The sequence below is a fragment of the Arthrobacter sp. Y3223151 genome, from assembly GCF_059091125.1.
On the sequence record NZ_JBNHGI010000010.1, the window covers coordinates 107358 to 133120 of the forward strand.

Consider the following 25763-nt stretch of genomic DNA (forward strand, 5'->3'; position numbering starts at 1 on the left):
TACTCTATCCAGAGTGGCAACTGGCCGCACTAAGTAAGTAAATAGAGCGGGATTCCCGCTCGCCGCTCAGGCCGTGGCATGCATCTTCGGACGCGTGCCACGGCCTTTGTGGCTTAAGAGACAGCCACTGCGTCCGGAGCGTCGGCGGGTTGCTGTTTCGGTCCGGAATACAGCGGCAGTGTAATCGTGAAGGTCGTGCCGATGCCGACCCTCGACTCCACGGAGATATCGCCGCGGTGCTGGTCGACCATCCCCTTGACGATGGCCAGGCCCAGGCCGGTGCCCTGGATGGCATGGGCGTTTGATGCCCGGTAGAAACGCGAGAAGAGCTGGGGCAGGTCTTCTTCCGGGATGCCGATCCCGCTGTCGGCGACCTTGACCACGGCGCAGGGGACGCCGTCGTCGTTCTCGCCGCCGAGGCCGACCGTGACCCGCACCTCCCCGTCCTGCGGCGTGAACTTGACGGCATTGGACAGGATGTTGGTGAAGACTTGCTCCAACATCTTGGTATCGCCGTCAGCGGCGAGCCGGCTGTCCAGCCCCTCACCGACCAGCTTTACGTTCTTGGCCTGCGCCACCGGCTCCAGCGCGGTGGAAACCGTGCGCAGGAGGCGTGGCAGGTCCACCGGTTCCGTCTTCAACCCGCTGCTCTGGAAATCCATCCTGGACAGGGTGAGCATGTCTTCGATCAACTCGCGGAGCCGCGCGGCATTGCGACCCACGATCTTCAGCATCCGCGCCACTGATTCCGGGACCTCACCGGCGTCTCCGTCCAGCACCAGCTCCAGGTACCCGGCGATGGAGGTCAACGGAGTCCGGAGCTCATGGTTGACCGTTGCCACGAAGTTCGACTTGGCTTGGTCCAGCTCGCGGAGCTTTTCCACGACCTGTTGTTGAACTGTAATCAGGTGCCCCTGGATCAGACCGTGGGCCAGGTTGCCGGCTACGTGCTGGAGCAGTGAAATCTCGGCCGGGGACCATGGCCGCGGCTGCCCTGTGCGGATCAGGCACAGCAAGCCGAAAGCCTGCGGGCCCTGCCCCAAGGGCGCGAGCAGGGACAATTTGCCCCGCGGGGTGGCGAGCCATTCGGCCACATGGGGATATGCGGCGATGTCGATGCCGCCGTCGTCGGCCGACGTGAGCACGCTGTGCTTGGCCCAGAGCGCCGAGGACAGCTCCAGCACCTGTTCGTCGCTGCGGTAGGGCATGGAGCCCTGGGTGGATTCGCTGATCCATTGAGCGGTGGTATGCGGCACCCGTTCGTCCGCCAGGGTACGCACCCAGACGTGGTCGGCTTCGAAGGCCTCGCCGATGCCACACAACGCGAGGTTGATCATTTCATCCGGGTCGTTCGTACTGCGAATGCCGTCCGATACATTCCGGATCCGCTCCCGCAGGACGGCCACCCCGTTGCGTTCCCGTCGCCGGTGTTCCGATCTCGCGAGGGTCACGCGGACACGGTTCACCACACTGGCGGCCGTGAGCGGCTTGATCAGGTAGTCGGAGACGCCCAGCTCGTAACCGCGCTCCACCAAGTGCAGCTCGTCCTCGGTGGCCATGAGCATCACCCGCCACTGCGCGCCCGGCTGGCTGTCCGACAGCCGCCGCACGGCTTCCATCCCTGCCAGGGACATGTCGGCGGCGTCCACCAAGAGGATGTCGGGCGGGTTGCGCTGCACCTCGGCCAACACCTCGGCCGCGGAAGTCAACGCCGCGACCGATATGCCGGCATCGCTCAGGACGCTGCGCAGGAACCCGCGGGTCTCAGGGTCCACCGCGCCGACCAGTACGGTTGGGCGCGCTGCCGCCCCGGGCTCACCTGCAACGGTCCGCACTGCATTCCTCCTGCATTGAACGCGGCCCGGCGTCGTCCCGGCCCCCCGACGTTATGAATGAAGAGTAGCAGTGCTCTCACCGGTACGACGGGAGGTTCCGTCCTGCCTCCGGCGCGCACCCCCTCCCCCGTAGCCGGCCCCGAAAGGCCGGTGCGTGCTTCCAGGACCGAGGCTGTCCGCGATGGCTTCGTGTCCGTAGACTCCAGGCTCTCGGCGGGCGTAGCGTTTTTCCATCGCAACGACTGGGAGCCCCCGGTGATCCATACGGACAAACTCACCAAACATTTCAAAAACAAGAAGGAAACGGTGGAGGCGGTCAAGGGCGTCGACATCGACGTGTCGCCCGGCGAACTGGTGGCCTTCCTGGGCCCGAATGGCGCCGGCAAGTCCACCACGCTGCGGATGCTGACCACGTTGCTCTGGCCCACCTCGGGCAGCGCCACCGTCGCCGGCGTGGATGTGACGGCCGACCCTGCAGGGGTCCGTTCACGCATCGGCTACATCGGGCAGGGCAACGGCGGCGGGCACAGTTTTCGCGTCATCGACGAGCTGGTCATGCAGGGCCGTTTCTACGGGATGAACGCCGCCGACGCCCGGTCGCGCGCCCGCGAACTGTTGCGAACGCTCGACCTGCAGGAACTGGAAAAGCGGACGGTCGTCAAGCTCTCCGGCGGCCAGCGCCGCCGCATGGATGTGGCCCTGGGGCTCATGCATTCGCCCCAACTGCTGTTCCTCGACGAACCATCGACGGGGATGGATCCGCAGAACCGGGCGAACCTGTGGGAGCACATCATGCGGATGCGGGCCGAGCACGGAACCACCATCGTGTTGACCACCCACTATCTGGACGAGGCGGACTCCATGTCCGAGCGGGTGATCGTCATTGACCACGGCCGCATCATTGCCGACGATACGGCGGCCCGGCTGAAAGCCAACCTGGCCGGGGACCTGCTGGCCGTGGAGGTTTCCCGGGACTCCGCCCAGTCCGCCCGTGCCATCCTCGGCCGCGCTGCCGCGGACGGCGACTTCGAAGAAAGCAGCAACGACGGCGCCGCCCGCTTCCGCGTCCGCCTCACCGATGGCGCGCGGCTGGCTCCGGGGCTGCTCAAGGCGCTCGACGATGCCGGCGCCCCGGTGACGTCGCTCCAGCTCAACCCGCCGACCCTCGACGACGTGTTCCTGGAACTGACCGGGCGCAGCCTGCGGGAAGGATCCGAGGCCTGATGCAACCGCAGCGGACAGACGCGGCAAACCTCAGCGGGAGCGCCCCTGTGACCAAGCCCGGCCTGGGTAAAGTCGTCCGGGACACCAAGTTTGTCTTTTGGCGCGAGCTGCTCCTGGTGCTGCGGGATCCGTTCTCGCTGATCTTCTCGCTGCTGCAGCCGTTGATCTTCCTGGCCCTCTTCGGCCCCCTGCTCGGCGCGGCCGTCGGGGCCGAGGCCTTCGGCGGGGAGAGCTCGCTCCAGTGGTTCCTCCCGGGCGTCGTCGTCATGATTTCCCTGTTCGGCACCACCATGACCGGCTCCAACCTGCAATACGAACTGATGACCGGCTCCTATGAGCGGGTCCTGGCGACACCGCTGTCCCGCTCCTCGCTCATGATCGGACGGGCGCTGAAAGAGTGGGCGCCGCTGGTGGCGCAGGGATTGCTCATCGCCGTGGTCTGCATCCCGTTCGGGTTCGTTTTCCATCCGCTGCAGGTCCTGCTGGGCCTGCTGATCCTCGGGATCTTCGGGGTCGGCATCGGGGCGCTCTCCTACACGCTGGCCTTGGTCACGCAGGGGACGGAATGGGTGTTCTGGGGCGTGCAGCAGACCCTGCTGTTCCCGCTGATGATCCTCTCCGGCATCATGCTTCCCGTAGAGGCCGGGCCCGGCTGGATGCAGGTGCTCAGCCGGTTCAATCCGCTCACCTATCTGGTCAATGCCGAGCGGGAGTTGTTCGCGGGCGCCATCGGCTCGGACACGCTGTGGGGCCTGGTCGCGGCGGTGCTCACCGCGGCGGTTGGGCTGGTCGTCGGCGTGCGGACCACCAAACGGCAGACCCGGTGAGACGCGCCCGCCTGGCCGCAGCAGGGCCGGTGCCGGCCCCGACACCTCGCGCGGGAAGCGGACATTCCGCTCCGGCCCCGGCCGCTGCACTGCCGCTTGGGTTAGCGTTGCGACCATGACACACGTCCCGCGGATCGCCGCCGTCCCGCTTTCGGTCCTTGCGGCCATCATCGTGACGGTCCTGGCGTGGGCCAGCGCCTTCGTCGTGATCCGCGGCGTGCTGCCGCATTTCGGGCCCGGGCCGCTCAGCCTGATGCGTCTCGCCATCGGCTCGGCCGCGCTGGCGCTGCTGTTGGTCGGGCGGCCGTGGGTGAGGCCGGGCCGCCGGGCGTGGTTGCTGATCGTCGGCTGCGGCCTGCTGTGGTTCGGCGTCTACAACTTCGCCCTCAACACCGCGGAGCAAACGCTCGACGGCGGCACCACCGCCATGATCGTCAATCTCGCACCCGTGCTCACGGCGTTGGGCGCCGGACTGTTCCTGGGCGAAGGCATCCCCCGGTGGCTGGCCATCGGCGCCGGCGTCGCCTTCTCGGGAGTCGTCATGATCGGCTTCGGCACCGGTGGCGGTGCCGCCGGCGGCGTCGGGCTGCTCTGGGCGCTGGCAGCGGCGGTGACGTACTCCGCCGGGGTGCTGCTCCAGAAGCCTGCCCTGGGCAGCGTGCCCGCCGGGCAGGTCACCTGGTTGGCCTGCAGCATCGGTGCACTCTCGTCGCTGCCGTTTGCCGGTGACCTCCTGGCGGACCTGCGCAGCGCTCCGGCCGAAGCGACCCTGGGCGTGGTGTATCTGGGCTTGGTGCCCACGGCCCTGGCCTTCAGCACCTGGGCCTATGCCCTGGCCCGGATGCCGGCCGGGCAACTGAGCGTTTCGTCCTACCTTGTTCCTCCGGTCACCATCGTGTTGGGATGGCTGTTCCTGAGCGAGACGCCCACCGTGCTGGCCGTCATCGGCGGCGGGGTGTGCCTGCTGGGCGTAGCGCTGTCCCGCCGGCGCGACCGGCGGGAAAGGCAGTCAGGGCTCGGCACCCACCCGGCCGAGCGTGCCCAACCGGCTGGCAATGCGGGAGATGTCGACGGCGGACGGGCTGGCTGAGGGGGCCAGGTCAAGCGGCTCCGCGCTGATGACCGTCAACGGCACGTCGGCGTCATAGAGGATGTCCACGATATTGCTGAAGCGCTGCCAGCCGTTCATGCTGATCGCTTCCCGGGCCGGCACACCGGAAATAATCCAGTGGGCGGCATGCGCCAGCAGGCCCAGATAGTCGGAGGCGGCCGTGGGGCCTTCGCACAGGTCGCGGAAATCGAACCACAATTCGGCCGGCGTGCTCCGAAGGACCGGCAGCGGCCAGCTCCCCGGCCGCAGTTCGCGCGCTTCTGCCGCGGACGGCCAGTCAAGACCTGCCTCGGCAATCCGCGGGTCCCCGGGACCATCCGGGGCAACGACCATGGCGCCGTCGTCGAACCGGCCGGGGCGGGCACCGCCGTCGTCGAACCGGGCGTCGGCCCGACCGGCGGGCTGCGTGCGGTAGTCGACCGGCCCGGCGACGGAGGCAACGTGCATGGTGCGGCGGATCAGGGCGATGGTGGGCTCGAACAGCTCATGGAAGGCCTCGCCGGGCATCAACCGCTCGGGCGGATAGTTCGAGGTGGTGACCAGCACTATGCCGCGGCGGTGGATCTCGCGCAGCAGCCGGGCCAGCAACTGGCCGTCCCCCGGATCGTGGACGTGGAATTCATCCAGGACCAGCAGGGCGCAGCCGCGCAGCAAGCCGTCGATGGCCACCTCGATGGCGCTGGTGCCCGGCGGCCTGGCCTCCGGGTCCTGCGCGTCCCGGCGGAGGGCGTGCAGTTGTCGGAACAGGTCGTGGAAGTGCCAGCGCTGCTTGTCCGGCACGTCGACGGCCTCGAAGAATGCCCGGGCCAACCAGCTCTTGCCCCGCCCGACGGGACCCCAGAGGTACAGCCCGCGGCGCGAGCCCGGCAACGCGGGCAGGCCGGCGCGGAGCGGCGCGACGGCTTCGGCGAGCAGGCGGGCGGCCTGGTGCTGGTCTTCGTCGAGGCGGAAGCCTGCTGCCGAGGCGGCCTGCTCAAGATGGTCGAGCATCCGGCGGCGGCTGTGGGTCCTCCCCCGCAGGCCGGCCGCAGCGTTTCCTGCGTCCACGACGTGTCCCTCCCTCTCCCGGTACCAACGAAACCCTACCCGCCGGTGCCACCGTTCCGGCCGTCCCCGCCTTAACGGCGCAGGGCGCCCCGGCTTCCCTGACGGGAAGACCGGAGCGCCCTGCGATGAGGAGCGTCAAGCGGCGCGATGCCGCCGGGGCTGCAGGTTAGTTGGCGGCGACAGCAGCGGCGCGGACGGACTCCATGGCCTTGGTCCACGGGATGAGCTGGTCGATCATCGGAGCCAGGGTGCCGGCGTTCTGCTCGGTCGGCTTGAAGTCGGCGAAGTTCTCGAAATCGGTGAACAGCGAGAACATGACCTGGTTGCGCACGTGGGCGATCTGCAGTTCAGACAGGATGTTGCGCAGGTGCTCGGCGGCACGGGCGCCACCCATGGAACCGTAGGAAACGATGCCGGCGGCCTTGTTGTTGAACTCGACGTTCAGGTAGGACAGGGCGTTGGTCAGGGCCGGCGTAACGGTGTGGTTGTACTCGCCGGTGACGAAGATGAAGCCGTCGAACTCGCTGATCTTGGCCGAGAACGCCTTGGTGTGGTCGTTCTGGTAGTTCTGGTAGGCAGCCGGGTAAGCTTCGTCCAGCAGGGGCAGGTTGAAGTCGGCGATGTCGACGACCTCGAACTCGGCGTCGGTGCGGCCGGCGGCCTGGGCGAGAACCCAATCGGCAACCTGCTTGTTGACACGACCCGGACGGGTGCTGCCGGTAACGATAGCGATCTTGGTCATAAATAACCCCTTCGAGGTCTGGTCCCGACGTGCCAACATTGTTGACACGTCATGGTTTTGTTGACACGTCAATTATGCAGGGCGGAAACTTGAATTGTCAACCAAAGACGAGGAAGTGACAGTCGTGAACTCCGACACCCGCTGGCTGGACGATCACGAGCAAGAGATCTGGCGCGCCTTCCGGGAATTGCTCTGGGGCTTCGAGTCCGCCATGGACCGCCAGCTGCTGCGCGACTCCGACCTGTCCGGCGTGGAGTATTCGGTCCTGGCGTCCCTGTCGGAGGCGGACGAGGGCGTCATGCGGGCCCGGGACATCGCGCAGCAATTGGACTGGGAGCGCAGCCGGCTGTCCCACCTGCTCAAGCGGATGGAAGCCCGCGGACTGGTGGAGCGGGTGGCTTGTGCCACGGATGCGCGGGGTTTCAACATCTCGATGACCGACGCCGGCTGGGATGCCATCCGGCAGGCCGCCCCCGGCCACGTCAGCTTCGTGCGCGAGAACGTCTTCGATCCGCTCTCGGCCGCGGAGCGCGAGGCGCTGCTCTCGGCAACCAGCAAGATCCAGCAGTCCATCCGCGACGCGGGCCTCTGGGGGAACAGCGGCAGGTCGTCCTGAGCCGAGGGATCACTCCAGGATCTCGGAGACCTCCAGCCACTCCATCTCCAGGCCTTCCTTCTCCTCGGCGATTTCCTGCAGCTTGCGGTTCAGCTCCGCGAGCCCGGCGAAGTCGACGTCGGCCTTGGCACCTGCCTTGTGCATCTGCTCCTTGAGCTTGTCCTCCTGCTGGCCCAGTTTGCCCAGTTGGCGCTCGATCCGGTTGAGGTCCTTCTTGGCCTGACGCTTGTCGGCTTCACTGTGCACGGCGCCGGCGGATGGTGCGGCGGCGCCTGCGCCGCCCGGGGACGGCGCGGGCCTGCCGGCGAGCGCCGCTTCGCGGAGCTCGAGGTACTGGTCCACTCCCCCGGGCAGCCCGCGGAGCTTGCCGTCGCCCAGCAGCGCCACCTGGTGGTCGGTCACCCGTTCCAGCAGGTAGCGGTCGTGCGAGACGACCACCAGCGTGCCCGGCCAGCCGTCGAGCACGTCCTCCACGGCCGCCAGCGTGTCCGTATCCAGGTCGTTGGTGGGCTCGTCCAGCATCAGCACGTTCGGCTCCCCGACCAGCAGCCGCAGCAGCTGCAGCCGCCGCCGTTCCCCGCCGGACAAATCGCGGACCGGCGTCCACTGCTTCTCCTTGGAAAAGCCGAGCTGTTCCACCAGCTGGCTGGCGGAAACCTCGCGCCCGCCGATGTTGAAGACCTGGCGTTCGCGCTGGATCACCTCCACCACGCGCAGGTCCACGACATCGTCGAGTTCGCGGACTTCCTGCGTGAGCATGGCCGTCTGCACCGTCTTGCCGCGCTTGACCTTGCCGGCCGTGGGCTGGATCTCGCCGTTCAGCAGCCGCAGCAGGGTGGTCTTGCCCGCCCCGTTGACGCCGACCAGGCCGAGCCGTTCCCCCGGTGCCAGCCGCAGCGTGATGTTGTCGAACAGCGCGGCGGGCCCGCCGTCGCCGTCCGTGGGCCGCGGCGGCGGGGTGTAGGAAACCTGCTCGAGGTCCAGCACGTCCTTGCCGAGCCGGGCGGTGGCCATCTTGTTCAGGGCCACCGCGTCCCGGGGCTCGGGCACGTCCGCGATCAGCTCGTTGGCCGCTTCGATCCGGAACTTCGGCTTCGCGGTCCTGGCGGGGGCACCGCGGCGCAGCCAGGCGAGCTCCTTTTTCACCAACTGCTGCCGCTTGCCTTCGACGACGGCGGCCGTCCGGTCGCGTTCCGCACGGGCCAGCACGTAGGCGGCGTACCCGCCGTCGAACGGGTCGACGGTGCCGTCGTGGACCTCCCAGGTGCGGGTACACACTTCGTCCAGGAACCAGCGGTCGTGGGTGACCACCAGGAAGGCCCCCTCGGTGGGGCGCCACCGCGTCTGCAGGTGCCGGGCCAGCCAGGCGACCCCCTCGACGTCGAGGTGGTTGGTCGGCTCGTCGAGCATGATCACGTCATGGGGCTCGATCAGCAGCTTGGCGAGGGCGACCCGGCGGCGCTGCCCGCCGGACAAGGACGACACCGTCGCGTGCCAGTCGACGTCGCCGACGAGGCCGTTCATGATTTCGCGGATCTGCGGGTTGGAGGCCCACTCGTGCTCGGCCGCTTCGCCGACAATCGCCACGCCGACCGGCAGGTCTCCGTCCAGCACATCCTGCTGGTCCAGGTAGCCCACGTTGACGTCGCCGCGCTTGGTGACCCGGCCGTCGTCGGGCGTGGCGCGGTGCGCCAGCAGCCGCATCAGGGTGGACTTGCCGTCGCCATTGCGCCCGACCATGCCGATCCGGTCCCCTTCGTTCAGGCCGAGGGACACCGAGTCCAGGATGGTGCGGGTGGCAAAGGAGACGCTGACGTTCTCTGCGCCGAGCAGGTGGACCAAGGATGCTGCTTTCTGTTGCGTTGGTAGAGGCGGACGCGCCGCCGCGTTCCAGGGGCGGGGCCGGGCGGTCAGGCCATGATGCGGGCGCCGTGCACCGGTCCGCGGACCGGCAGGGCAACCACGCCGGCGACATCCGCGAGCCGCTGCCCCAGTTCGGCCGCCTCGCGCCGTCCGGCGGTCAGGAAGGCTACCGTGGGCCCGGACCCGGAGACCAAGCCCGCCAGCGCGCCTTCGGCCTCGCCCAGTTCTAGGATATCGGCCAGTTCGGGGGCCAGCTCGATGGCGGCCTCCTGCAGGTCGTTATGCAGGCAGCCGGCCAGCTGGTGGACGTCGCCGGACTGCATTGCCTGCAGGATCGCCGGGTCCACCTGCTCGGGCTCGTCCGGGACGTGGCCGCGGCGGGCGCGCAGGTCGTCGGCCACGGCGTAAACCTTGGGCGTGGACAAACCGAACGAGGCGGGCACCAGGACCCAGTGCATTTCGCTGCGCGCCAACGCCGGCGTCAGCCGGTCGCCGACCCCCAGGCCGACGGCCACTCCGCCGTGCAGCGCAAACGGCACGTCCGCGCCGAGCCCGGCGGCCAGGCCGATCAGCTCGTCCCGGGAGTAGCCGGTGTTCCAGAGCGCGCTGCAGGCCACCAGGGCCGCGGCCGCGTCGGCGGAGCCGCCGCCCATGCCGCCGGCAATCGGCACCCGTTTGGTGATGTCCAGGTGCACGCCCTGCAGGTGTCCGGAGGTTTCGCGGAGCAGGTCGGCGGCCTGCACCGCCAGGTTGGAAGCATCCAGCGGGATGCCGTCCAGATCGAAGTCCAGCCCGGGCCCGTTGCGCACGCTGACCGTGATGGCATCATCCTCACGCGCTGTAGCGGTGACCTCCTCATACAACGAGAGCGCCAGATAGACGCTGGCCACCGAGTGGTAGCCGTCCGGACGCGGGCCGCCGACCCGGAAGGAGACGTTGATCTTTCCGGGCGCCATGACGCGGACGGGACGTGTTCTGCTCATATCGATGCCGCCACCTTCCTAGCCGACAAGCGGATGGTTGAACTCGGCGATGCGGGCAAAGGCGGCAATGTCCAGCACCTCTCCGCGGGCGCCGGGGTCCACGTTCGCCAGCCGCAGCGCTTCCTCGGCCCGGGCGGCGCTGCCGGCCCAGCCGGCCAGCGCGGCGCGCAGCGTCTTGCGGCGCTGCGCGAACGCCGCGTCGATGACGGCAAACACTTCCTGGCGCGGGGCGCGGGTAACCGGCGGCTGCCCGCGGGTGAACTCCACCAGCCCGGAAGCGATCTTGGGTGCGGGCCAGAACACGTTCATGCCGATCACCCCTGCCTTGCGCATGGTGCCGTACCACGCGGCCTTGACGCTGGGCACACCGTAGATCTTGGAGCCGGGCTTGGCCGCGAGCCGGTCGGCCACCTCGTCCTGCACCATGACCAGTCCGTGCCGCAGCGACGGGAAGTGCTCCAGCAGGTGCAGCACCACCGGCACGGCCACGTTATAGGGCAGGTTGGCGACCAGCGCATCCGGGGCCTTGGGCAGTTCCCTGACCCGCAGCGCGTCCGCCAGCACCACGTCCAGGCGCCCGGCGGCATCGGGACGCCATTCGGCCGCTGTGCGTTCCAAGCGGGCGGCGAGTTTGGGATCGATTTCGACGGCGACCACGTGCCCGGCCGCGTCCAGCAGCCCGAGCGTGAGCGACCCCAGGCCGGGCCCGACCTCCAGGACTGTCTCGCCGGGGACAACATGGGCGGCAGCCACGATCCGGCGGATGGTGTTGCCGTCGATCACGAAGTTTTGCCCGAGGGTCTTGGTGGGACGCACGTCCAGTTCGGCCGCGAGCCGGCGGATGTCGGCCGCTCCGAGCAAGGGCCGGGTGGGGGCGGGCGCGGCTCCCCCGGCGTCGTGCCGTGCGTCGGTACCGGAGGCGGATTGGGGTTCTGTCACTGTGCCATCGTATCGGGCCGGCGGCCGCGGCCGTGGCGGCGCCGCCCGGTTAACGCACCTCGGGCCCGGGCAGCGAAGCCCGGGCCCGAGGCCGGTGGATGGCAGGCGGGATGCCTACAGCAGTCCCAGCTTGGCGGCACAAGCAGGCCAGTGGCCCCAGCCGCCGTTGCTGCGTAGCACTTCGGCGGTAGCGATCTGCTCGGAGGGCGTGGCCATGTAGGCGTAGGGCGCGTACTTGCCGCCGCCGGCGCCGAGCCAGGAGCTTGCGCTGAACTGCAGTCCGCCGGAGTAGCCGTTGCCGGTGTTGATGGACCAGTTGCCGCCGGACTCGCATTCGGCGAGCGCCTGCCAGGTCCCGCCGACGTTGGCGTTGTTGACCTTGGCCGGGCGTTTCTTGGTGCCCACCGTGATCTTCTGGCTGACCGGTTCGCGGGTGACCTTTTCGCTGACGAGCTTCCGGTCGGTTTCCTTGCCGTCGGTGAGGACGACCTCGTAGACCTTGACGCGTTCGCCGGGCTCCCCGGCCCGGGTGACCTTCTCTTCGTCCTCGTACATGGCGGAGTTGGTCGTGGTGGCCGTCTCGAACGGGACGGACTCGGCCTCCTCCACACGTTCGCGGTCGATCCGGGTCACTTTGACCTTGGTGCCTTCGGTCACCGGCTCGGCCTCGGCAACGGACAGCTTGTCTTCCTTGCCCAGCTTGATCTTCTGTTCCTGCAGCAGGTCGCCGATGGTGGTCGCGGTGGTGATTTCCTTGCGGGTCTTGCCGTCGACCGCGATGGTGACGTTCTTCGGCGTCGAGATCGTCACCGCGCCCACCGAGGCCAGCTCGGCAGTCAACGGGGCGGACAGGGCCGACTTTTCGTTGACTTCCAGTTCGTCCAGCAGTTCCTCGACGGTGGCGGCGGTGGTGTGCACGGTGGAGGCCTCGCCGTCCACGTTCACGTCCACGGGTTTGGCGGTGACCACTTCGATGCTGGCACCGTCGGTGATCTCTTCGCCCACCGCAGGGGTGACGTCGTCGAGCTCGCCGACCTGCACCTCGGATTCGGCCAGGACGTCTGCAACGGTGGAACCGAACGTGGTGACGGTGCTCGCCTGCCCGTCCACGGTCAGCGTGACCGACTTGTTGTTGCCCACAAAAGCCACCAGCCCAAGGACCAAGGCGGTCATGACGACGACCTGGCCGGCGATCTTCACCCAGCGGTTCTTCAGTGCGTTTGTCACGGTTCCCGAATCTGTTGCAGTTTCCGGGCACGGGGACATCAAGACACGCGCGAGGGACGTGCCGGCTTCAACGGCACGGTGCGAGTGCAGGCAGCACCCGCGGCGGTTGTTTGGGCGTACGAACGGAACGTCCAACGGCTACCGCCACAGGTGTCACAATGTCCGGTTGCCTTCCCCGACCCCGGCCATTAGCTACCTACCGTAATCGAAACGTGACATGGCGACAAGCGGCGCCTGCAGCCGGCGGCACCGGGCAGGGAGCGTCGCTTCCCCGTCCGGGCATCCCGGCATGCCCGTTGTCGGGGCTGGCCGGGACAGTTACCCGCGTGTTATTCGTGCTGCCAGGAGCCGTAAACACGCCCCGTGTTTTCCGCCACCTCCGTGCATAACTGCGCCAGGTCCTTCCCGAGGACCTCGGCCATGGCGCGCATGGTGTAGGGCACCAGGTAGCTGGCATTCGGCCGTCCCCGGTAGGGATGCGGTGTCAGGAACGGTGCGTCGGTCTCGGCCAGCACCAGGGCCGGTTCCGCGACCGCCAGGGCCTCACGCAGGCCGGCGGCGTTCCTGAAGGTGACGGTTCCGGCGAAGGACATGTGCCAGCCGTTCTCGTTGCAGGTCCTGGCCAGGGCCGCGTCACCGGAAAAGCAGTGGAAGACAACTTTTTCGGGAGCGCCCTCCTCGAGCAGCACGCGCACCACGTCGTCGTGCGCGTCCCGGTCATGGATCTGCAGGGCGAGGCCCAGCCGCTTGGCAATGTCGATGTGGCGGCGGAACGAGTCCTGCTGGGCGCCCCGGCCTCCGCTGCCGGTCCGGTAGTAATCCAGTCCGGTCTCCCCGATCGCCCGGATTCGCGGGTGCGCGGCTATCGCCTCGATCTCCGCCAGGGCCTCCTCCAGCGTCCCCGCGTCGGCCAGCGGGGGCGCGTCGTTGGGGTGGATGGCCACCGCTCCCAGCAGCCTCGGCTCGGCCTGGACGGCCTGCAGCGTGAAGCGGGCGGACTCCAGGTCGCAGCCCACTTGGACGGCACCGGCAACGCCGACCGCCTCGGCGGCGTCCATCGCCTCCCGGGCCGTGACAGCCACCAGTCCGTCGCGGAAGTCCAGGTGCGTGTGGTTGTCGATCACCGGCACGGGCAGCGGCTCGGGTGCCGGCGGATAGCTGAGATTACGACGCCGGCCGTCCCCCTCGGTGGGGCTCCGCTCCGCCGTCGTCCGGGCTGCGGTGCTGTCAGCGGTGTAGGCGGGAGGAGTTTCGCCGGCAACGGCGGCTGCGGGATTGGACATGTTTCCAGCCTACTGAAGCGCCGGGTGCGGTTCCGGCGTGAAGACAGGCGGGCCGGCCGGGCCGGGTCCGCGTGTCTACCGCATCACACAGCCAGCAAGTAGGGTTGGATCAACCGGCCCTCGGGGAAGGCACACCGGAAGGTACTTCATGGATACGCAGCAGCACATGGCAGAGGCCGGGACCGTCCGCTCCGATCCAGCGGGGCCGGGGACAGGTCAGGGCCTGGAGGCCGGTGAGGGCCTCGCGCTGACCGAGTTCCACGACGCCTGCGGCCGGATCAGGGCCGCGATCGAGACCGTCATCGACGGCAAGTCGGAGGCGGCACGGCTGGCGCTGACGGTGCTGTTGGCCCAGGGGCACCTGCTGCTGGAGGATGTGCCCGGCGTCGGCAAGACCATGCTGGCGAAGACGCTGGCCAAGACCATCGACTGCAGCGTGCACCGGATCCAGTTCACGCCGGACCTGCTGCCCTCCGACGTCACCGGTGTTTCGATCTACAACCAGGACATGCACCGGTTCGAATTCCGCCCCGGACCGGTGTTCGCGAACATCGTCATCGGCGACGAGATCAACCGCGCCTCGGCCAAGACGCAGTCGGCGTTGCTCGAGTGCATGGAGGAACACCAGGTCACGGTGGACGGGAACACCTATCCGTTGGATACGCCTTTCATGGTGATCGCCACCCAGAATCCGATCGAGATGGAGGGCACCTACCCGCTGCCGGAGGCCCAGCGCGACCGTTTCATGGCCCGGATCTCGATGGGCTACCCGGATCCCCGCGCCGAAATGGAAATGCTGGAGACCCACCAGTCCGTCTCGCCGCTGGAGGGCGTCCGCCCGGTCGTCACGGTGGGCGACGTGCGCAGCATGATGGCCATGGTCCGCGATGTCTACGTCTCGCCGGCCGTGAAGGAATACACGGTCAACATCGGGCGGGCCACCCGCGAACACCCGCACCTGCGGCTGGGAGCCAGCCCGCGGGCCATGCTCCAGCTGCTGCGTGCGGCCAAGGCGACGGCGGCCCTGGACGGCCGCGACTTCGTCCTGCCCGACGACGTGGCCTCCGTTGCCGAGGCAGTGCTGGCGCATCGTTTGATCCTTGACCGCAAGGCGATGACGGCCGGCGAAGACGCCTCCAGCGTGGTGGCCTCCGTGCTGGCCAAGGTTCCCGTGGGCGGCGAATCCCGCCGCGCCTCTTCCTAACGGCCATGGACACGTTCGGCTGGCTCCCCACCAGGTATGTGACGCTGCGCGGGTGGGGCGTGCTGGCGGCCGGCGTGCTGGCACTGCTGCTCGCGCAGATCCTGGGCCGCCGGGACCTGCTGACCCTGGCGGTGTTCCTGATCGGCCTGCCGCTGCTGGCCGCGGCGGCGATGGTGCTCCTCAAGCCGCAGTTCACCGTGGAGCGGAAGTTCCGGCCCGCCGCCGTCGAAACCGGCCTCGTGGTCCAGGTCCGGTTGTCGGTGCGCCGCAGCGGCGGCCTGGCGGGGCTGGTGTACATGGAAGAGCAGCTGCCGCTGCGCTTCGGCAAGGCCCCGTCCTTCCGGTTCCCGGCGCGGCACCCGTCCCGTTCCGGGGCGAGCGTGTACGAATACAAGCTCCGATCCAGCAAGCGCGGGATGTTCGCCATCGGACCGGTGACGGCGGATTTCTCCGACCCCTTCGGGCTGGCCAACCACCGGCACCAGCTGGGCGAAACCAGCCCGTTGGTGGTGACCCCGTCCCCCGTGGAACTGCCGGCCACCTCGCTGACCGGCGCACGGGGTTCGGACGGCACGGCCAGCACCCGGCGGCAGGCCAATCCCAGCGACGACGACGTGATGACCCGCGAATACCGCTACGGCGATCCGATGCGCCGGGTCCACTGGGCGGCGACGGCACGTCACGGTGAGCTCATGGTCCGCCAGGAAGAATCGGTGACCACGCCGCAGGCGACCATCGTGCTGGACCGCCGGGCCTCGGCCTACGGCACGGGGCTGCTGCCCTCCTTCGGCGATGGCGCCGACCCGCACGGGGACCTGCTGCACACCTCGCCCTCCTTCGAGTGGGCCGTGACTGCCGTCGCCTCGGCCGCCAACGACTTCCTGCAGCGCAACTACACGGTCCGGTTCCTGGACGTCCAGGCCCGGGCGGCAGTCCTGGAGTCCCCCTCGGCCCCGTCGCCCGGCCAAGAGCAATTCGACGGGCCGGCGGGCTATCAGGACCTTGCCGAGGGGCTGGCCGCGCTGGGGCTGGCCGAAGACCACCGGAAGTCCGACCGGCATCCGGGAGAACCGGCGTTCGGGGACCGGCTGATGGACAAACTTGCGGCACATAAGTACAAGGGGCCGCTGGTCGCGGTCCTGGGCCAGATCAGCGCCGGCGAAGCGCGCCTGCTGGCCCCGGCCGCCGAATTCGGCTCCCATGCCTTCGCCCTGATCGTGACCGACCGGCCGCAACAGGCCCGGGCGACGATGGACGTGCTGCGTGCCGGCGGCTGGCGGGCCGTGGCGGTCAGCCCCAAGGCCTCGCTGCCGGCCGCCTGGGCGCACTTCGACCTGGTCGACCGGATCGATCCGGTGGGAACAGGAGCGGTCACATGACCCTCACGGTCGACAAGCAGGCGGAACTCCGCGGCCCGGATGCACCCGGCCGGAGCGGCGGGCGGCCGCCCTCCCCCGGCGTCGCACCATGGTTGATGAGCGCCGCCGTCGCACTCGCCGTCCTGCTCACCGCCGCCAGCCTGCACGGGGTCCTGGAGGGCTGGAGTTGGCTGTTCCAAGCCGCCGTGACTGTCTGTTGCACCGAGGCGGGCACGGGGCTGGCACGCCGGCTGGACTGGTCGCCGCTGGCCGGGGCACTGCTGGGACTGGCCGGACTGGTCATGTCGGTCACGGCGATGTTCCTGGCGCCGACCGCTTTCCTGGGCGTGATCCCCGGCCCCGGCACGTTCGCTGCCCTTGATCCCATGTTGGAGGAAGCCCGGGACACCGTTGTCTCGCAGGTCGCTCCGGTGCTGGTCAACGACGGCATCGCGCTGGCAGCCTGCGTGGGTGTGGGGCTGATCGCCCTGCTGGTGGATACGCTGGCGGTGCCGCTGCAGATGCCTGCCATCAGCGGCCTGGGCCTGCTGGGCCTGGCCATAGTTCCGGCCATCATCAAACCGAACAGTATCGGAGCGGCGGGTTTTCTGGCCGCCGCGGCGGGTTACCTGCTGGTGCTGGGCTGCGCGCAGTGGCTTGCCGCCGGCGGCAGCGGCAGGGGCCGGCTGGCCTCCGTCGAGCAGATCCGCCGCGCCTGCGGCATAGCTGCGGCCGGTCTCGCGGTGTCGCTGGTGCTCCCGCTGGCCATCCCGGGCTTCACGTCCGGATTGTTCCCGGAGGGCTCGCGGCTCAATTGGGGCGCGCCGACGGGCCTGAACCCGGTGGTGAGCCTGGGCGACAACCTTCGGCGGCCCGGCGCCTTCGGGAGGATGACCTATGCCACGGATGCCGGGGAACCGCTCTATCTGCGCTCGGTCACGCTGGAGAACCTGACCGGGGCACGCTGGAGCCCGAGCGACTTCGACGGCCACCGCCGCACCGGCATCGATGAACTCGAGGTGCCGAGCGTGCGGAACCTGCTGGCTGACGGAGAGGTGACCACCACGCGGATCAGTACGTCATCCTTCACCAGCCCCTGGCTGCTGGCCCCGTACGCTCCGGCGCGGGTCACGGGCGTCCGCGGTACGTGGAGCTGGGATCCCCGCACCCTCAACATCCGCGGCGAGTCCGGCACCACCACCGCCAACCAGGAGTACGAGGTGCGCAGCGTCAGGCCGGCGCTGACCAGGGAAGCGCTGCGCGCATCGGAACCGTCGACCAACCCGGTCGTTGATCCGGTCTTCTCCGAGCTGCCGGAGAGCATGCCGGGCGTCATTGCAGACACCACGGCGACCGTGCTGGCGGGCCTGGAGAATCCGTACGAGCAGGCCATGGCCATCCAGTCGTATCTGCGGACGTCCGGCTTCGTGTACTCGGAACAGGCTCCGGTCGACGGCGGCTACGACCAGAGCGGTTTCGAGGTAGTGGCAGCGTTCTTGGAGGAAAAGTCCGGCTACTGCATCCACTACGCCGCGACGATGGCGATCATGGCCAGGATCGCGGGCATCCCCAGCCGGATGGCGGTCGGCTACGCGCCGGGGCGTCCCACCGGTGCGGTCCTTGACGACGGTGCCGGCACGGAGCTGGAGGAGTTCGAGATCGATTCCCGGGACGCCCATTCCTGGCCCGAGCTCTTCTTCAACGGAATCGGCTGGGTCGCCTTCGAGCCCACGCCGTCGCGGGGAGTGTTGCCGGCCTACGCCCAGACCGGACCCGCCGGCGGCCCGGTGCTTCCCAACGACGACCCGCTCAGGCCGGCGGGGCCGCCGCCGGCCGCCACCGACACCCCCCGGGATTCCACTGCCTCAGGCTCCGCCGGCCTGGCGGACGAAGACATGCTCTCGCAACGGCTGTGGTCGGCGGCGGCCGCGGCCCTGGTGCTGGCCGTCCTCCTGGCGCCGCTGGTGCTGCGCCGACGGCGGACCGGCTGGCGCCGGGCAGCGATGGCCGGGGGTGCCGGGAGTGCCGCCCTCGCCACCTGGGCGGAAGCCGTGGATACCGCGGAAGACCTCGGCTGGGCGGCCGCGGCAACGGAGACACCGCGGGCCTTCCAGCAACGCCTCGACGACGCCGGCGTGGTCACCGGGAAGTCCTCCGTCGCCCTGGCGCGGCTGCGGGCGGGCTATGAGCGGGCCGCGTATGCGGCTCCGGAGACACCGCGGCCGGGCGGCGCCGGCACCGCCCGGTGGTCCGATGTGGAAACCGTCAAGGACAGGCTCCTGGAGCGGGCCGGATGGCGGCGGCGCCTGGCCGGGCTGTTGTGGCCGGCGTCGCTGTTCCGCCGCCGGCCGCCCCTGGGGGACGGCCGGCCGACGGATCGGAACTACCGGGCGTAGGGGTCCGCGATGCCGATGTACTGGACCGTGGTGTACTCGTCCAGGCCCTCCGCGCCGCCTTCACGGCCCATGCCGGACTGCTTCACTCCGCCGAACGGCGCGGCGGCGTTGGAGATCACGCCGGCGTTGTAGCCCACCAGGCCGAACTCGATCTGCTCGGAGACGCGGAACATGCGGTTCACATCGCGCGAGTAGATGTAGGAGGCCAGGCCGTACTCGGTGGCGTTGGCCAGGGCGATGGCCTGCTCTTCGGTTTCGAACGTGGTCACCGGGGCGACCGGGCCGAAGATTTCGCTCTGCAGGATATCGGCGTCGTTCGGGACGTTGGACAGCACGGTCGGCTGGTAGAAGTAGCCGTCGCCTTCCACGGGCCCGCCGCCGGTGCTGACGGACGCTCCGGCTTCCACCGCCGCGGTCACCAGGGCATGCACGTCGTCGCGCGCGCCGCCGTCGATCAGCGGGCCCACCGTGGTGTCCGCCTCGGTGCCGCGGCCCGGCTTGAGGGCCTTCATGGCGTTCGCAAACTTGGTGGTGAATTCCTCGGCCACGGAGGCCTGGACCAGGAAGCGGTTGGCGGCCGTGCAGGCCTCGCCCATGTTGCGCATCTTGGCCGCCATGGCGCCCTCGACGGCCTTATCCAGGTCGGCGTCTTCGAAGACGATGAACGGGGCGTTCCCGCCGAGCTCCATCGAGGTCCGCAGGACGTTGTCCGCCGCGTCCTTGAGCAGCTGCTTGCCCACCGGGGTGGAGCCGGTGAAGGAAACCTTGCGCAGGCGGGAGTCCTGCATCAGCGGCCCGGAGATGCCGGAAGCGCTTTTGGAGGAGACCACATTCAGCACGCCTGCCGGGAGGCCGGCCTCCATCATGGTCTGGGCGAAGAGCTGGCTGGTCAGCGGGGTGAGCTTGGCGGGCTTGAGCACCATGGTGCAGCCGGCCGCCACCGCGGGACCGACCTTGCGGGTGGCCATGGCGAGCGGGAAGTTCCACGGGGTGATCAACAGGCAGGGGCCGACCGGCTTGCGCTGGACCAGGATCTTGTTCTTGCCCTCCGGCGTGGTCAGGTAGCGGCCGTAGTCGCGGACGGCCTCCTCCGAGAACCAGCGCAGGAATTCGGCGCCGTAGGCCACTTCGCCGCGGGATTCGGCCAGCGGCTTGCCCATCTCCATGGTCATCAGCAGGGCGAAATCCTCCGAGCGCTCGGTGACCAGCTCGAAGGCGCGGCGCAGGATCTCGGCGCGCTGGCGCGGAGCCGTGCGGGCCCAGGCTGCCTGCGCGCTGTCGGCGGCGTCGAGGGCGGCGAGCGCGTCCTCGCTGGTGGCCGAGGCCAGGGTGGCCAGCACCTTGCCGGTGGCGGGGTCGTGGACGTCGAAGGTCCCGCCGTCGGATGCGTCGCGCCATTCGCCGTTGATCAGCAGGCCGGTGGGTACTTTGGCGAGCAGTTCTGCTTCGCGGGCTGCGGTTTCAGCCATGGCGGTGCCTCCAAGTGTTCGGGATTGAGTCCGTGGGCGCAGTTGCCCGTTTTCCTTCACGGTAGGTGTTCCGCTTCACGGGTGTAAATGCGAGGGTGCACTACGTTCCACGGTCCCTACTGTGCAGATCGACAATACCAATCCGGGGGCCGGGTGCGGGTCACACAGCGTGCAGATGACGACATCCAGGACCGCCGGCCGCACCGGCTCCGCTTGGAGTTCAGCGCCCGCCGGGGGCACGGGTGGCCAGGACCGCGGCGTAGAGCTCGCGTTTGCTCACCCGGGCATCGGCCGCGACGGCGGCCACCGCGTCCTTGAGCCGGGCACCCTGCGACACCAGCGCGTTGACGCCGTCCACGTGGTCTTCGGGCTGTTCGGGTGCTGCTTCCGGCGCGCCGGCAACGACCACGGCGATTTCGCCCCGCACCTCATGGGTTTCGGCCCACTCCAGCAGTTCGCGGACCGTACCGCGCAGCACTTCTTCATGCAGCTTGGTCAGCTCCCGGCAGACCGACGCCCGCCGGTCCGGGCCAAACCCGGCGTCGAGGGCCCGCAGCATGGCCGCCAGCCGGTGCGGCGCCTCGAAGAAGACCATGGTCCGGCGCTCGGCGGCGAGCTCCGCCAGCCGCGATGCGCGCTCCCCCTGCTTGCGGGGCAGGAAGCCCTCGAAGGTGAAGCGGTCGGTGGGCAAGCCGGACAGCGCCAGCGCCGTGAGCACGGCCGACGGCCCGGGCACGGCAGTGACCAGCAGGCCCTCGGCCACGGCCGCCTCCACCAGCCGGAAACCGGGATCCGAGACGGCCGGCATGCCGGCGTCGGTCACCATCACCAGGGTGCTGCCGGCACGGACCAGCTCCAGCAGGTCGGCGGTACGGGTCGCCTCGTTGTGTTCGTGGTAGCTGATGATCCGGCCGGTGGCCGTGATACCCAGCAACTGCAGCAGTTTGTGCAGGCGGCGGGTGTCTTCGGCGGCGACTACATCCGCCGTTTGGAGCAGCTCGACCAGCCGCGGCGAGGCGTCCCCGACGTTGCCGATCGGCGTTCCGGCCAACACGATCTGCCCTGGCTGCCGCCCTGCCGGGGCGCCCCGTTCCTGCTCATTCACATGGACAACCCTACCTGCGGCGTTGCCCTCTTTCAGCGGCGCCTTATATAGAGTCGGTATGTGCCCCACTGCAGCGAGGACCGCCGTTCGGCAGCCGACGTCCCGGCCCGTGGCGCCGCGCACCCCTGCACCTACCGGCCGGTAACATGATGGCCGTGACCCGAACCGCACCACCGCCGGCGGCGGTTGCCGGCCGCCACGGCTGGCTGGAATCGCCGGGACGGGCGTTCAGCGAGGCGGTGCTGCGCCGCCGGCTGCTCGGCCTTCCGGCACGGTACGGGCCCTGGGCGTGGCTGCTCCCCGTGCTCACGGCCGTCCTCGGCGGGGCTTTGCGTTTCTACCGCCTGGGTGAGCCGGGTTCGCTGGTGTTCGACGAAACCTACTACGTCAAGGACGCCTACTCCTACCTGCAGTCCGGCTACGAACGCGAATGGCCCAAGGACGCCAACGACTCCTTCAACGCGGGCAATCCGGACGTCCTCCTCGACACCCCTGAATATGTGGTGCATCCGCCCGTGGGCAAGTGGATGATCGCCGCCGGCATGTGGCTTTTCGGATCCGACAACGGTTTCGGCTGGCGTTTCGGCGCCGCGCTCGCCGGCACGCTGTCCATCCTGATGATCGCCCTGATCGCGCAGGCGCTGTTCAAGTCGCCGGCACTGGGCGGGGTCGCCGGTTTGCTGACGGCCATCGACGGGCATCACCTGGTCCACTCCCGGACGGCCTTGCTGGACGTCTTCCTCATGTTCTGGGTGGTCGCCGCCTTCGGCGCGCTGCTGCTGGACCGCTTCGACGGACGGCGCCGGCTGGCCGCGAAGATCGCCCGGCAGGCGGGTCCCTCCGGGGTGCCGCACGCTTCGCGGCTGCTGTACGGGCCCTGGGTGCTCTGGCGGCCGTGGCGGCTGGCCGCGGGCGTCTGCCTCGGGCTGGCCGTGGGCACCAAGTGGTCGGCGCTGGCGTTCGTCGCGGTGTTTGGCCTGCTGTGCGTGTTCTGGGACCTCGGCGCCCGGCGCGCCGCGGGGATCAGGGAGTGGTTTTCCGCCGGCGTGATCAGGGACGGGGTGCCGGCGTTCTTCACCATGATTCCGGCCGCGGCGGTGACCTATCTGGCGGCCTGGACCGGCTGGCTGCGCTCGGACGATGCCTACGACCGCAACTGGGCGGCGTCGAACCCGTCCGCTGCCTGGGGCTGGCTGCCGGACTGGCTGCGCTCGCTGGCCGAGTATCACCGCAGCGCCTACACCTTCCACAACGGCCTGGATTCGGAGCACCCGTACGAATCCAATGCCTGGACCTGGTTGTTCATGGGCCGCCCGACGTCGTTCTACTATCATGCCGAAGAAGCCGGCCAGGGCGCCTGCGAGGCGGCCACCCGCTGCTCCCAGGCGGTCACGGTGGTCGGCAACCCGCTCATCTGGTGGGCCGCGGCCGCGTCGCTGCTGGTGCTGCTCTTCTATTGGGCCGGGCGGCGGGACTGGCGGGCGGGCGCGATTCTGGCGGGGGTCGCGGCCGGCTACCTGCCCTGGTTCCTCTACCCCGACCGGACCACGTTCTTCTTCTACGCGATCTCCTTCCAGCCGTTCCTCATCCTGGCCCTGACCTACGTACTCGGGCTGGCGCTGGGCCGGGCGACGGATCCGCCGTGGCGCCGGCGCCAAGGCGTGCTGGTGGTCGGGCTCTTCGTGGCGGCGGCACTCGCGGTGTCGGCATTCTTCCTGCCGGTCTGGACCGCCGAGATGATCGGCTACGACCAGTGGCGCTGGCGGATGTGGATGCCGAGTTGGATTTGATGCAGGCCAGACAACACGACTTTTACCGGATTCAGAAAGTGGGCACGACGTGCGCGAAGCAGTAACCGAAGTGCTGGCAGCGATGCCGGCCGGGTCGAACCTGACGGACATCCTGGTGGCCCAGCATCAGCGCGACCCGCAGCGGGCGCTCTATGCGGTCAAGCGCAACGGCGCCTGGTCCGATGTTCCGGCCGCCGAACTCCTGGCCCGGGTCAGCGCCGTGGCGAAGGGCCTGATGGCCTCCGGCGTCGAAGCCGGAGACACCATTGCCGTGATGTCCAAGACCCGGTTCGAGTGGACGGTGGTGGACTTGGCCGGCTGGTTCGCCGGCGCGGTGGTGGTCCCGATCTACGAGACCTCGTCCCCGCACCAGGTGCAGTGGATCCTGCAGGACTCGGCGGCGAAGCTGGTATTCGCCGAGGACGCCGCCAAGGCCGCCGTGGTGCGACAGGCCATGTCCGGGCTGCCGGCCGCGCTTCCGGTCTGGCAGCTGGACGGGAAGGCCGAGGGGCTGGCTGAGCTGGAGGCCCGCGGAACCGCGGTCACCGACGAGGAACTTGAGCTGCGCCGGACCTCCCGGGGCATGCAGGACGCGGCCTCGCTGGTCTACACCTCGGGCACCACCGGCCGGCCGCGCGGCTGCATCATCACGCATGGCAACTTCGCGGAACTGGCGGTCAACACCGTGGAGTTCCTGGCGGACATCCTCAAGCGCCCGGACGCGAAGTCGCTGATGTTCCTGCCGCTGGCCCACGTGCTGGCCCGGGCCGTGCAGGTGATCTGCCTGACCGCCGGAGTGAAGATGGGCCACACGTCCAGCATGGCGGAGTTGATCGAGGACCTGGGCACCTACCAGCCCACCTTCCTGCTGGTGGTTCCGCGCGTGTTCGAAAAGGTCTACGCCTCCGCCCGGCAGAAGGCACACGACGGCGGCAAGGGCAGGATCTTCGACGCCGCGGCGCAGACAGCCGTCGCCTACTCCCGGGCACGGGATGCGCAGGCACGCGGCACCGGTGCCGGGCCCGGGCTGGCGCTCAAGGCCCGGCATGCCGTGTTCGACAGGCTCGTCTACGGAAAGCTGCGCGCGGCGTTCGGCGGGCACGTGGAGTACACCGTCTCCGGCGCTTCCGCCCTGAATCCAAAGCTCGCTCACTTCTTCACCGGCATCGGCGTGCCGGTGCTCGAAGGCTACGGGCTCACCGAATCCACTGCCCCTGCAGCGGTGAACCTGCCCGGGGCCAACCGGATCGGCACCGTGGGACTGCCGCTGCCGGGCACCACCGTCAGAATCGCCGACGACGGCGAGGTCCTGATCAAGGGCATCGGCATCACCCGCGGCTACCACAACAACGACGACGCCAACGCCGAGTACTTCCGGGACGGCTTCTTGTGCACGGGGGACGTCGGCACGTTGGACGACGACGGCTACCTCACCATCACCGGCAGGAAAAAGGAGCTGCTGGTAACGGCAGGCGGCAAGAATGTCGCTCCGGGTCCGCTGGAGGACGCGCTGCGCGAACACCGGCTGGTGTCCCAGGCGGTGGTGGTCGGCGAGGGACGCCCGTTCGTCGGGGCGTTGGTGTCCCTGGACGAAGAGGGCCTGGCCGGCTGGCTTGCGTCGGCCGGCCGCGGTCCGGTCGGCCTGGCCGAGGCCGCCGAAGACCCGGCGGTCCTGGCCGAGCTGCAGCAGGCCGTGGACCAGGCCAACCAGCTGGTTTCGCGGGCCGAGCAGATCCGGAAGTTCGCGGTCCTCGGACAGGAGCTCACCGAGGCCTCCGGGCACCTGACGCCGTCACTGAAGCTCAAGCGCGTCACCGTGCTGGAAGACTTCGCCGCCGAGATCGATTCCCTGTACCGCTAGGCCCTGGCCGGCAGCCGCCGCCTAGTCCTGCTCGCGGGCGAGCAGCAGTTCGTGCCGGCGGCGCTGTTCTTCGGCGGCAGCGGCGCTCCGGTTCCGCCGCGCGCGGGTCGGCCAGGTCAGCGCCAGCACCAGCGAGGAGACCATCAGCACCAGCAGGGCAATGACGATTCCGGCGTCCATCCAGAACTGGGCCGGGAACAGGCGGATCAGGGTGTCGTCCACGAAGAAGGTCCAGGTGCCGTCGGCGAAGAAGATCCGGTGGAACTCGGTGAAGAACTGCTGCCAGTTGAGCGCCCCCAGGACGCCCAGCAGCAGGACCAGGATCAACGTCGCGGCGGAACCGGCGAACAGGCCGCGCCGGATCCCCCCGTGGTAGCGGCGCGCCAGGTAGACCACCGCGACTACGGTCAGCAGCAGCATGACCGCCCCGGCGAGCATGGACGCGAGGAACACGCCCTTCACGTCGGCCATGTGGCTGACCTCGGAGTCCAAAAACAGGCTGCCGCCGTGGGGGCCGGCGAGGTCCCCCAGGTATCGCGGGCCGGCGAAATTCAGCAGGTAGTCCACCGCATAGGAGCCGTAGGTCATCCGCTCCTCGGTGCTGAAGCCGAAGCTGTCGGCCGGGAACCCGGGGCGGTGGTATTCCGCCCAGAGGAACAGCGGCGTGGCCACCAGCCGGATAGCCCCGATGATCAGCAGCGGCGGGAACAACACCGCCAGGACCACCTGCAGGATTCGTCCGGCCAGCGGCTTGGCGTTCATTGCCTCGTCGCGCTCGGTCGTGCGCCGGACGACCTCCGAACGCGGCGGGCGTACCGAGAGCGCGCCGGTCGCCGGGTTGGCGTCGCTGCCGGCGGCGGCCGCGGCCGTTCCGGCGGGCGGC

20 protein-coding genes are annotated in these 25763 nt (G+C 69.3%); 9 read left to right on the top strand and 11 right to left on the bottom strand.

The genetic code is table 11. The features are described 5' to 3' along the window. Nucleotides 1–113: 113 nt before the first annotated feature. Nucleotides 114–1835: an ATP-binding response regulator gene (locus tag AC5RUP_RS13715; protein WP_494153208.1), complete on the bottom strand. Its 1722-nt coding sequence runs from the start codon at nt 1833–1835 to the stop codon at nt 114–116. Between the two features lie 255 nt (nt 1836–2090). On the opposite strand from AC5RUP_RS13715, the gene AC5RUP_RS13720 reads away from it, so the two are divergent. The 3 genes from AC5RUP_RS13720 (at nt 2091) to AC5RUP_RS13730 (ending at nt 4976) form a co-directional block, all read left to right on the top strand. After that, entirely contained in the window at nt 2091–3059 is a 969-nt protein-coding gene (locus AC5RUP_RS13720; protein WP_494153230.1) for an ATP-binding cassette domain-containing protein, read from the top strand. Next, nucleotides 3059–3886: an ABC transporter permease gene (locus tag AC5RUP_RS13725; protein ID WP_494153207.1), complete on the top strand. Its 828-nt coding sequence runs from the start codon at nt 3059–3061 to the stop codon at nt 3884–3886. Before AC5RUP_RS13720 ends, AC5RUP_RS13725 begins: the two co-directional genes overlap by 1 nt. Nucleotides 3887–4001: 115 nt before the next feature. Further along, the gene (locus AC5RUP_RS13730; RefSeq protein WP_494158655.1) at nt 4002–4976 is read left to right on the top strand and encodes a DMT family transporter; all 975 of its coding nucleotides are present in this window, start codon (nt 4002–4004) and stop codon (nt 4974–4976) included. Here AC5RUP_RS13730 and zapE read toward each other — a convergent pair. Beyond that, a complete protein-coding gene (gene zapE / locus AC5RUP_RS13735; protein WP_494158656.1) occupies nt 4896–6044 on the bottom strand; it encodes a cell division protein ZapE in 1149 nt (382 codons plus the stop codon). The two genes, AC5RUP_RS13730 and zapE, sit on opposite strands and share 81 nt — an antisense overlap. 166 nt (nt 6045–6210) lie before the next feature. Further along, a complete protein-coding gene (locus tag AC5RUP_RS13740; protein ID WP_493978714.1) occupies nt 6211–6786 on the bottom strand; it encodes an NADPH-dependent FMN reductase in 576 nt (191 codons plus the stop codon). Between the two features lie 124 nt (nt 6787–6910). Here AC5RUP_RS13740 and AC5RUP_RS13745 point away from each other — a divergent pair, with 124 nt between their 5' ends. Continuing rightward, nucleotides 6911–7402 carry a MarR family winged helix-turn-helix transcriptional regulator gene (locus AC5RUP_RS13745; protein ID WP_494068179.1) on the top strand — a complete coding sequence of 164 codons (492 nt, stop codon included), beginning with the start codon at nt 6911–6913 and terminating at the stop codon, nt 7400–7402. A 9-nt stretch (nt 7403–7411) separates the two neighbouring features. Here AC5RUP_RS13745 and AC5RUP_RS13750 read toward each other — a convergent pair whose 3' ends face one another. The 5 genes from AC5RUP_RS13750 to AC5RUP_RS13770 form a co-directional block, all read right to left on the bottom strand. Beyond that, nucleotides 7412–9244 (bottom strand): ABC-F family ATP-binding cassette domain-containing protein, encoded by a 1833-nt coding sequence (locus AC5RUP_RS13750; RefSeq protein WP_494158657.1) that lies wholly within the window; start codon nt 9242–9244, stop codon nt 7412–7414. A gap of 68 nt (nt 9245–9312) precedes the next feature. Then, nucleotides 9313–10248 carry a 4-(cytidine 5'-diphospho)-2-C-methyl-D-erythritol kinase gene (locus AC5RUP_RS13755; protein WP_494068181.1) on the bottom strand — a complete coding sequence of 312 codons (936 nt, stop codon included), beginning with the start codon at nt 10246–10248 and terminating at the stop codon, nt 9313–9315. Nucleotides 10249–10266: 18 nt separating this feature from the next. Then, a complete protein-coding gene (gene rsmA / locus AC5RUP_RS13760; RefSeq protein WP_494133401.1) occupies nt 10267–11187 on the bottom strand; it encodes a 16S rRNA (adenine(1518)-N(6)/adenine(1519)-N(6))-dimethyltransferase RsmA in 921 nt (306 codons plus the stop codon). 114 nt (nt 11188–11301) lie between these two features. After that, the gene (locus tag AC5RUP_RS13765) at nt 11302–12414 is read right to left on the bottom strand and encodes a resuscitation-promoting factor (protein WP_494068183.1); all 1113 of its coding nucleotides are present in this window, start codon (nt 12412–12414) and stop codon (nt 11302–11304) included. Nucleotides 12415–12743: 329 nt separating this feature from the next. Continuing rightward, nucleotides 12744–13697, bottom strand: a complete 954-nt coding sequence (locus AC5RUP_RS13770; protein WP_494154630.1) for a TatD family hydrolase — start codon at nt 13695–13697, stop codon at nt 12744–12746. Between the two features lie 148 nt (nt 13698–13845). Between AC5RUP_RS13770 and AC5RUP_RS13775 the strand changes: the two genes are divergently transcribed. From AC5RUP_RS13775 to AC5RUP_RS13785, 3 genes are read left to right on the top strand one after another with little or no spacing between them, the layout of a single operon-like run. After that, a complete protein-coding gene (locus AC5RUP_RS13775; protein ID WP_494154629.1) occupies nt 13846–14901 on the top strand; it encodes an AAA family ATPase in 1056 nt (351 codons plus the stop codon). Between the two features lie 5 nt (nt 14902–14906). Beyond that, nucleotides 14907–16280, top strand: coding sequence for a DUF58 domain-containing protein (locus AC5RUP_RS13780; protein WP_494158658.1), 1374 nt, complete (start codon nt 14907–14909; stop codon nt 16278–16280). Further along, nucleotides 16277–18655: a transglutaminase TgpA family protein gene (locus AC5RUP_RS13785; protein WP_494158659.1), complete on the top strand. Its 2379-nt coding sequence runs from the start codon at nt 16277–16279 to the stop codon at nt 18653–18655. Before AC5RUP_RS13780 ends, AC5RUP_RS13785 begins: the two co-directional genes overlap by 4 nt. On the opposite strand, the gene AC5RUP_RS13790 is transcribed toward AC5RUP_RS13785, so the two are convergent. Together AC5RUP_RS13790 and rsmI are read right to left on the bottom strand one after the other, a co-directional pair. Beyond that, nucleotides 18643–20124, bottom strand: a complete 1482-nt coding sequence (locus AC5RUP_RS13790; protein WP_494068188.1) for an NAD-dependent succinate-semialdehyde dehydrogenase — start codon at nt 20122–20124, stop codon at nt 18643–18645. The genes AC5RUP_RS13785 and AC5RUP_RS13790 overlap by 13 nt on opposite strands. Nucleotides 20125–20344: 220 nt before the next feature. Then, nucleotides 20345–21229 carry a 16S rRNA (cytidine(1402)-2'-O)-methyltransferase gene (gene rsmI, locus AC5RUP_RS13795; protein ID WP_494155050.1) on the bottom strand — a complete coding sequence of 295 codons (885 nt, stop codon included), beginning with the start codon at nt 21227–21229 and terminating at the stop codon, nt 20345–20347. A gap of 149 nt (nt 21230–21378) precedes the next feature. Between rsmI and AC5RUP_RS13800 the strand changes: the two genes are divergently transcribed. Together AC5RUP_RS13800 and AC5RUP_RS13805 are read left to right on the top strand one after the other, a co-directional pair. Further along, nucleotides 21379–23019 (top strand): dolichyl-phosphate-mannose--protein mannosyltransferase, encoded by a 1641-nt coding sequence (locus AC5RUP_RS13800; RefSeq protein ID WP_494158660.1) that lies wholly within the window; start codon nt 21379–21381, stop codon nt 23017–23019. A gap of 49 nt (nt 23020–23068) precedes the next feature. Then, the gene (locus AC5RUP_RS13805; protein ID WP_494158661.1) at nt 23069–24880 is read left to right on the top strand and encodes an AMP-dependent synthetase/ligase; all 1812 of its coding nucleotides are present in this window, start codon (nt 23069–23071) and stop codon (nt 24878–24880) included. A gap of 21 nt (nt 24881–24901) precedes the next feature. On the opposite strand, the gene AC5RUP_RS13810 is transcribed toward AC5RUP_RS13805, so the two are convergent. After that, on the bottom strand, nt 24902–25763 hold an 862-nt coding region (locus tag AC5RUP_RS13810), incomplete at its 5' end, for a TIGR01906 family membrane protein (RefSeq protein ID WP_494158662.1).

Excerpts from the sequence above, each read along its gene's own strand:
- AC5RUP_RS13790 (WP_494068188.1), bottom strand. The coding sequence starts at position 20,124 with ATGGCTGAAACCGCAGCCCGCGAAGCAGAACTGCTCGCCAAAGTACCC.
- AC5RUP_RS13755 (WP_494068181.1), bottom strand. The coding sequence starts at position 10,248 with ATGAGCAGAACACGTCCCGTCCGCGTCATGGCGCCCGGAAAGATCAAC.
- AC5RUP_RS13785 (WP_494158659.1), top strand. The coding sequence starts at position 16,277 with ATGACCCTCACGGTCGACAAGCAGGCGGAACTCCGCGGCCCGGATGCA.
- AC5RUP_RS13725 (WP_494153207.1), top strand. The coding sequence starts at position 3,059 with ATGCAACCGCAGCGGACAGACGCGGCAAACCTCAGCGGGAGCGCCCCT.
- AC5RUP_RS13800 (WP_494158660.1), top strand. The coding sequence starts at position 21,379 with ATGGCCGTGACCCGAACCGCACCACCGCCGGCGGCGGTTGCCGGCCGC.
- AC5RUP_RS13780 (WP_494158658.1), top strand. The coding sequence starts at position 14,907 with ATGGACACGTTCGGCTGGCTCCCCACCAGGTATGTGACGCTGCGCGGG.
- AC5RUP_RS13740 (WP_493978714.1), bottom strand. The coding sequence starts at position 6,786 with ATGACCAAGATCGCTATCGTTACCGGCAGCACCCGTCCGGGTCGTGTC.
- AC5RUP_RS13775 (WP_494154629.1), top strand. The coding sequence starts at position 13,846 with ATGGATACGCAGCAGCACATGGCAGAGGCCGGGACCGTCCGCTCCGAT.
- AC5RUP_RS13730 (WP_494158655.1), top strand. The coding sequence starts at position 4,002 with ATGACACACGTCCCGCGGATCGCCGCCGTCCCGCTTTCGGTCCTTGCG.
- AC5RUP_RS13770 (WP_494154630.1), bottom strand. The coding sequence starts at position 13,697 with ATGTCCAATCCCGCAGCCGCCGTTGCCGGCGAAACTCCTCCCGCCTAC.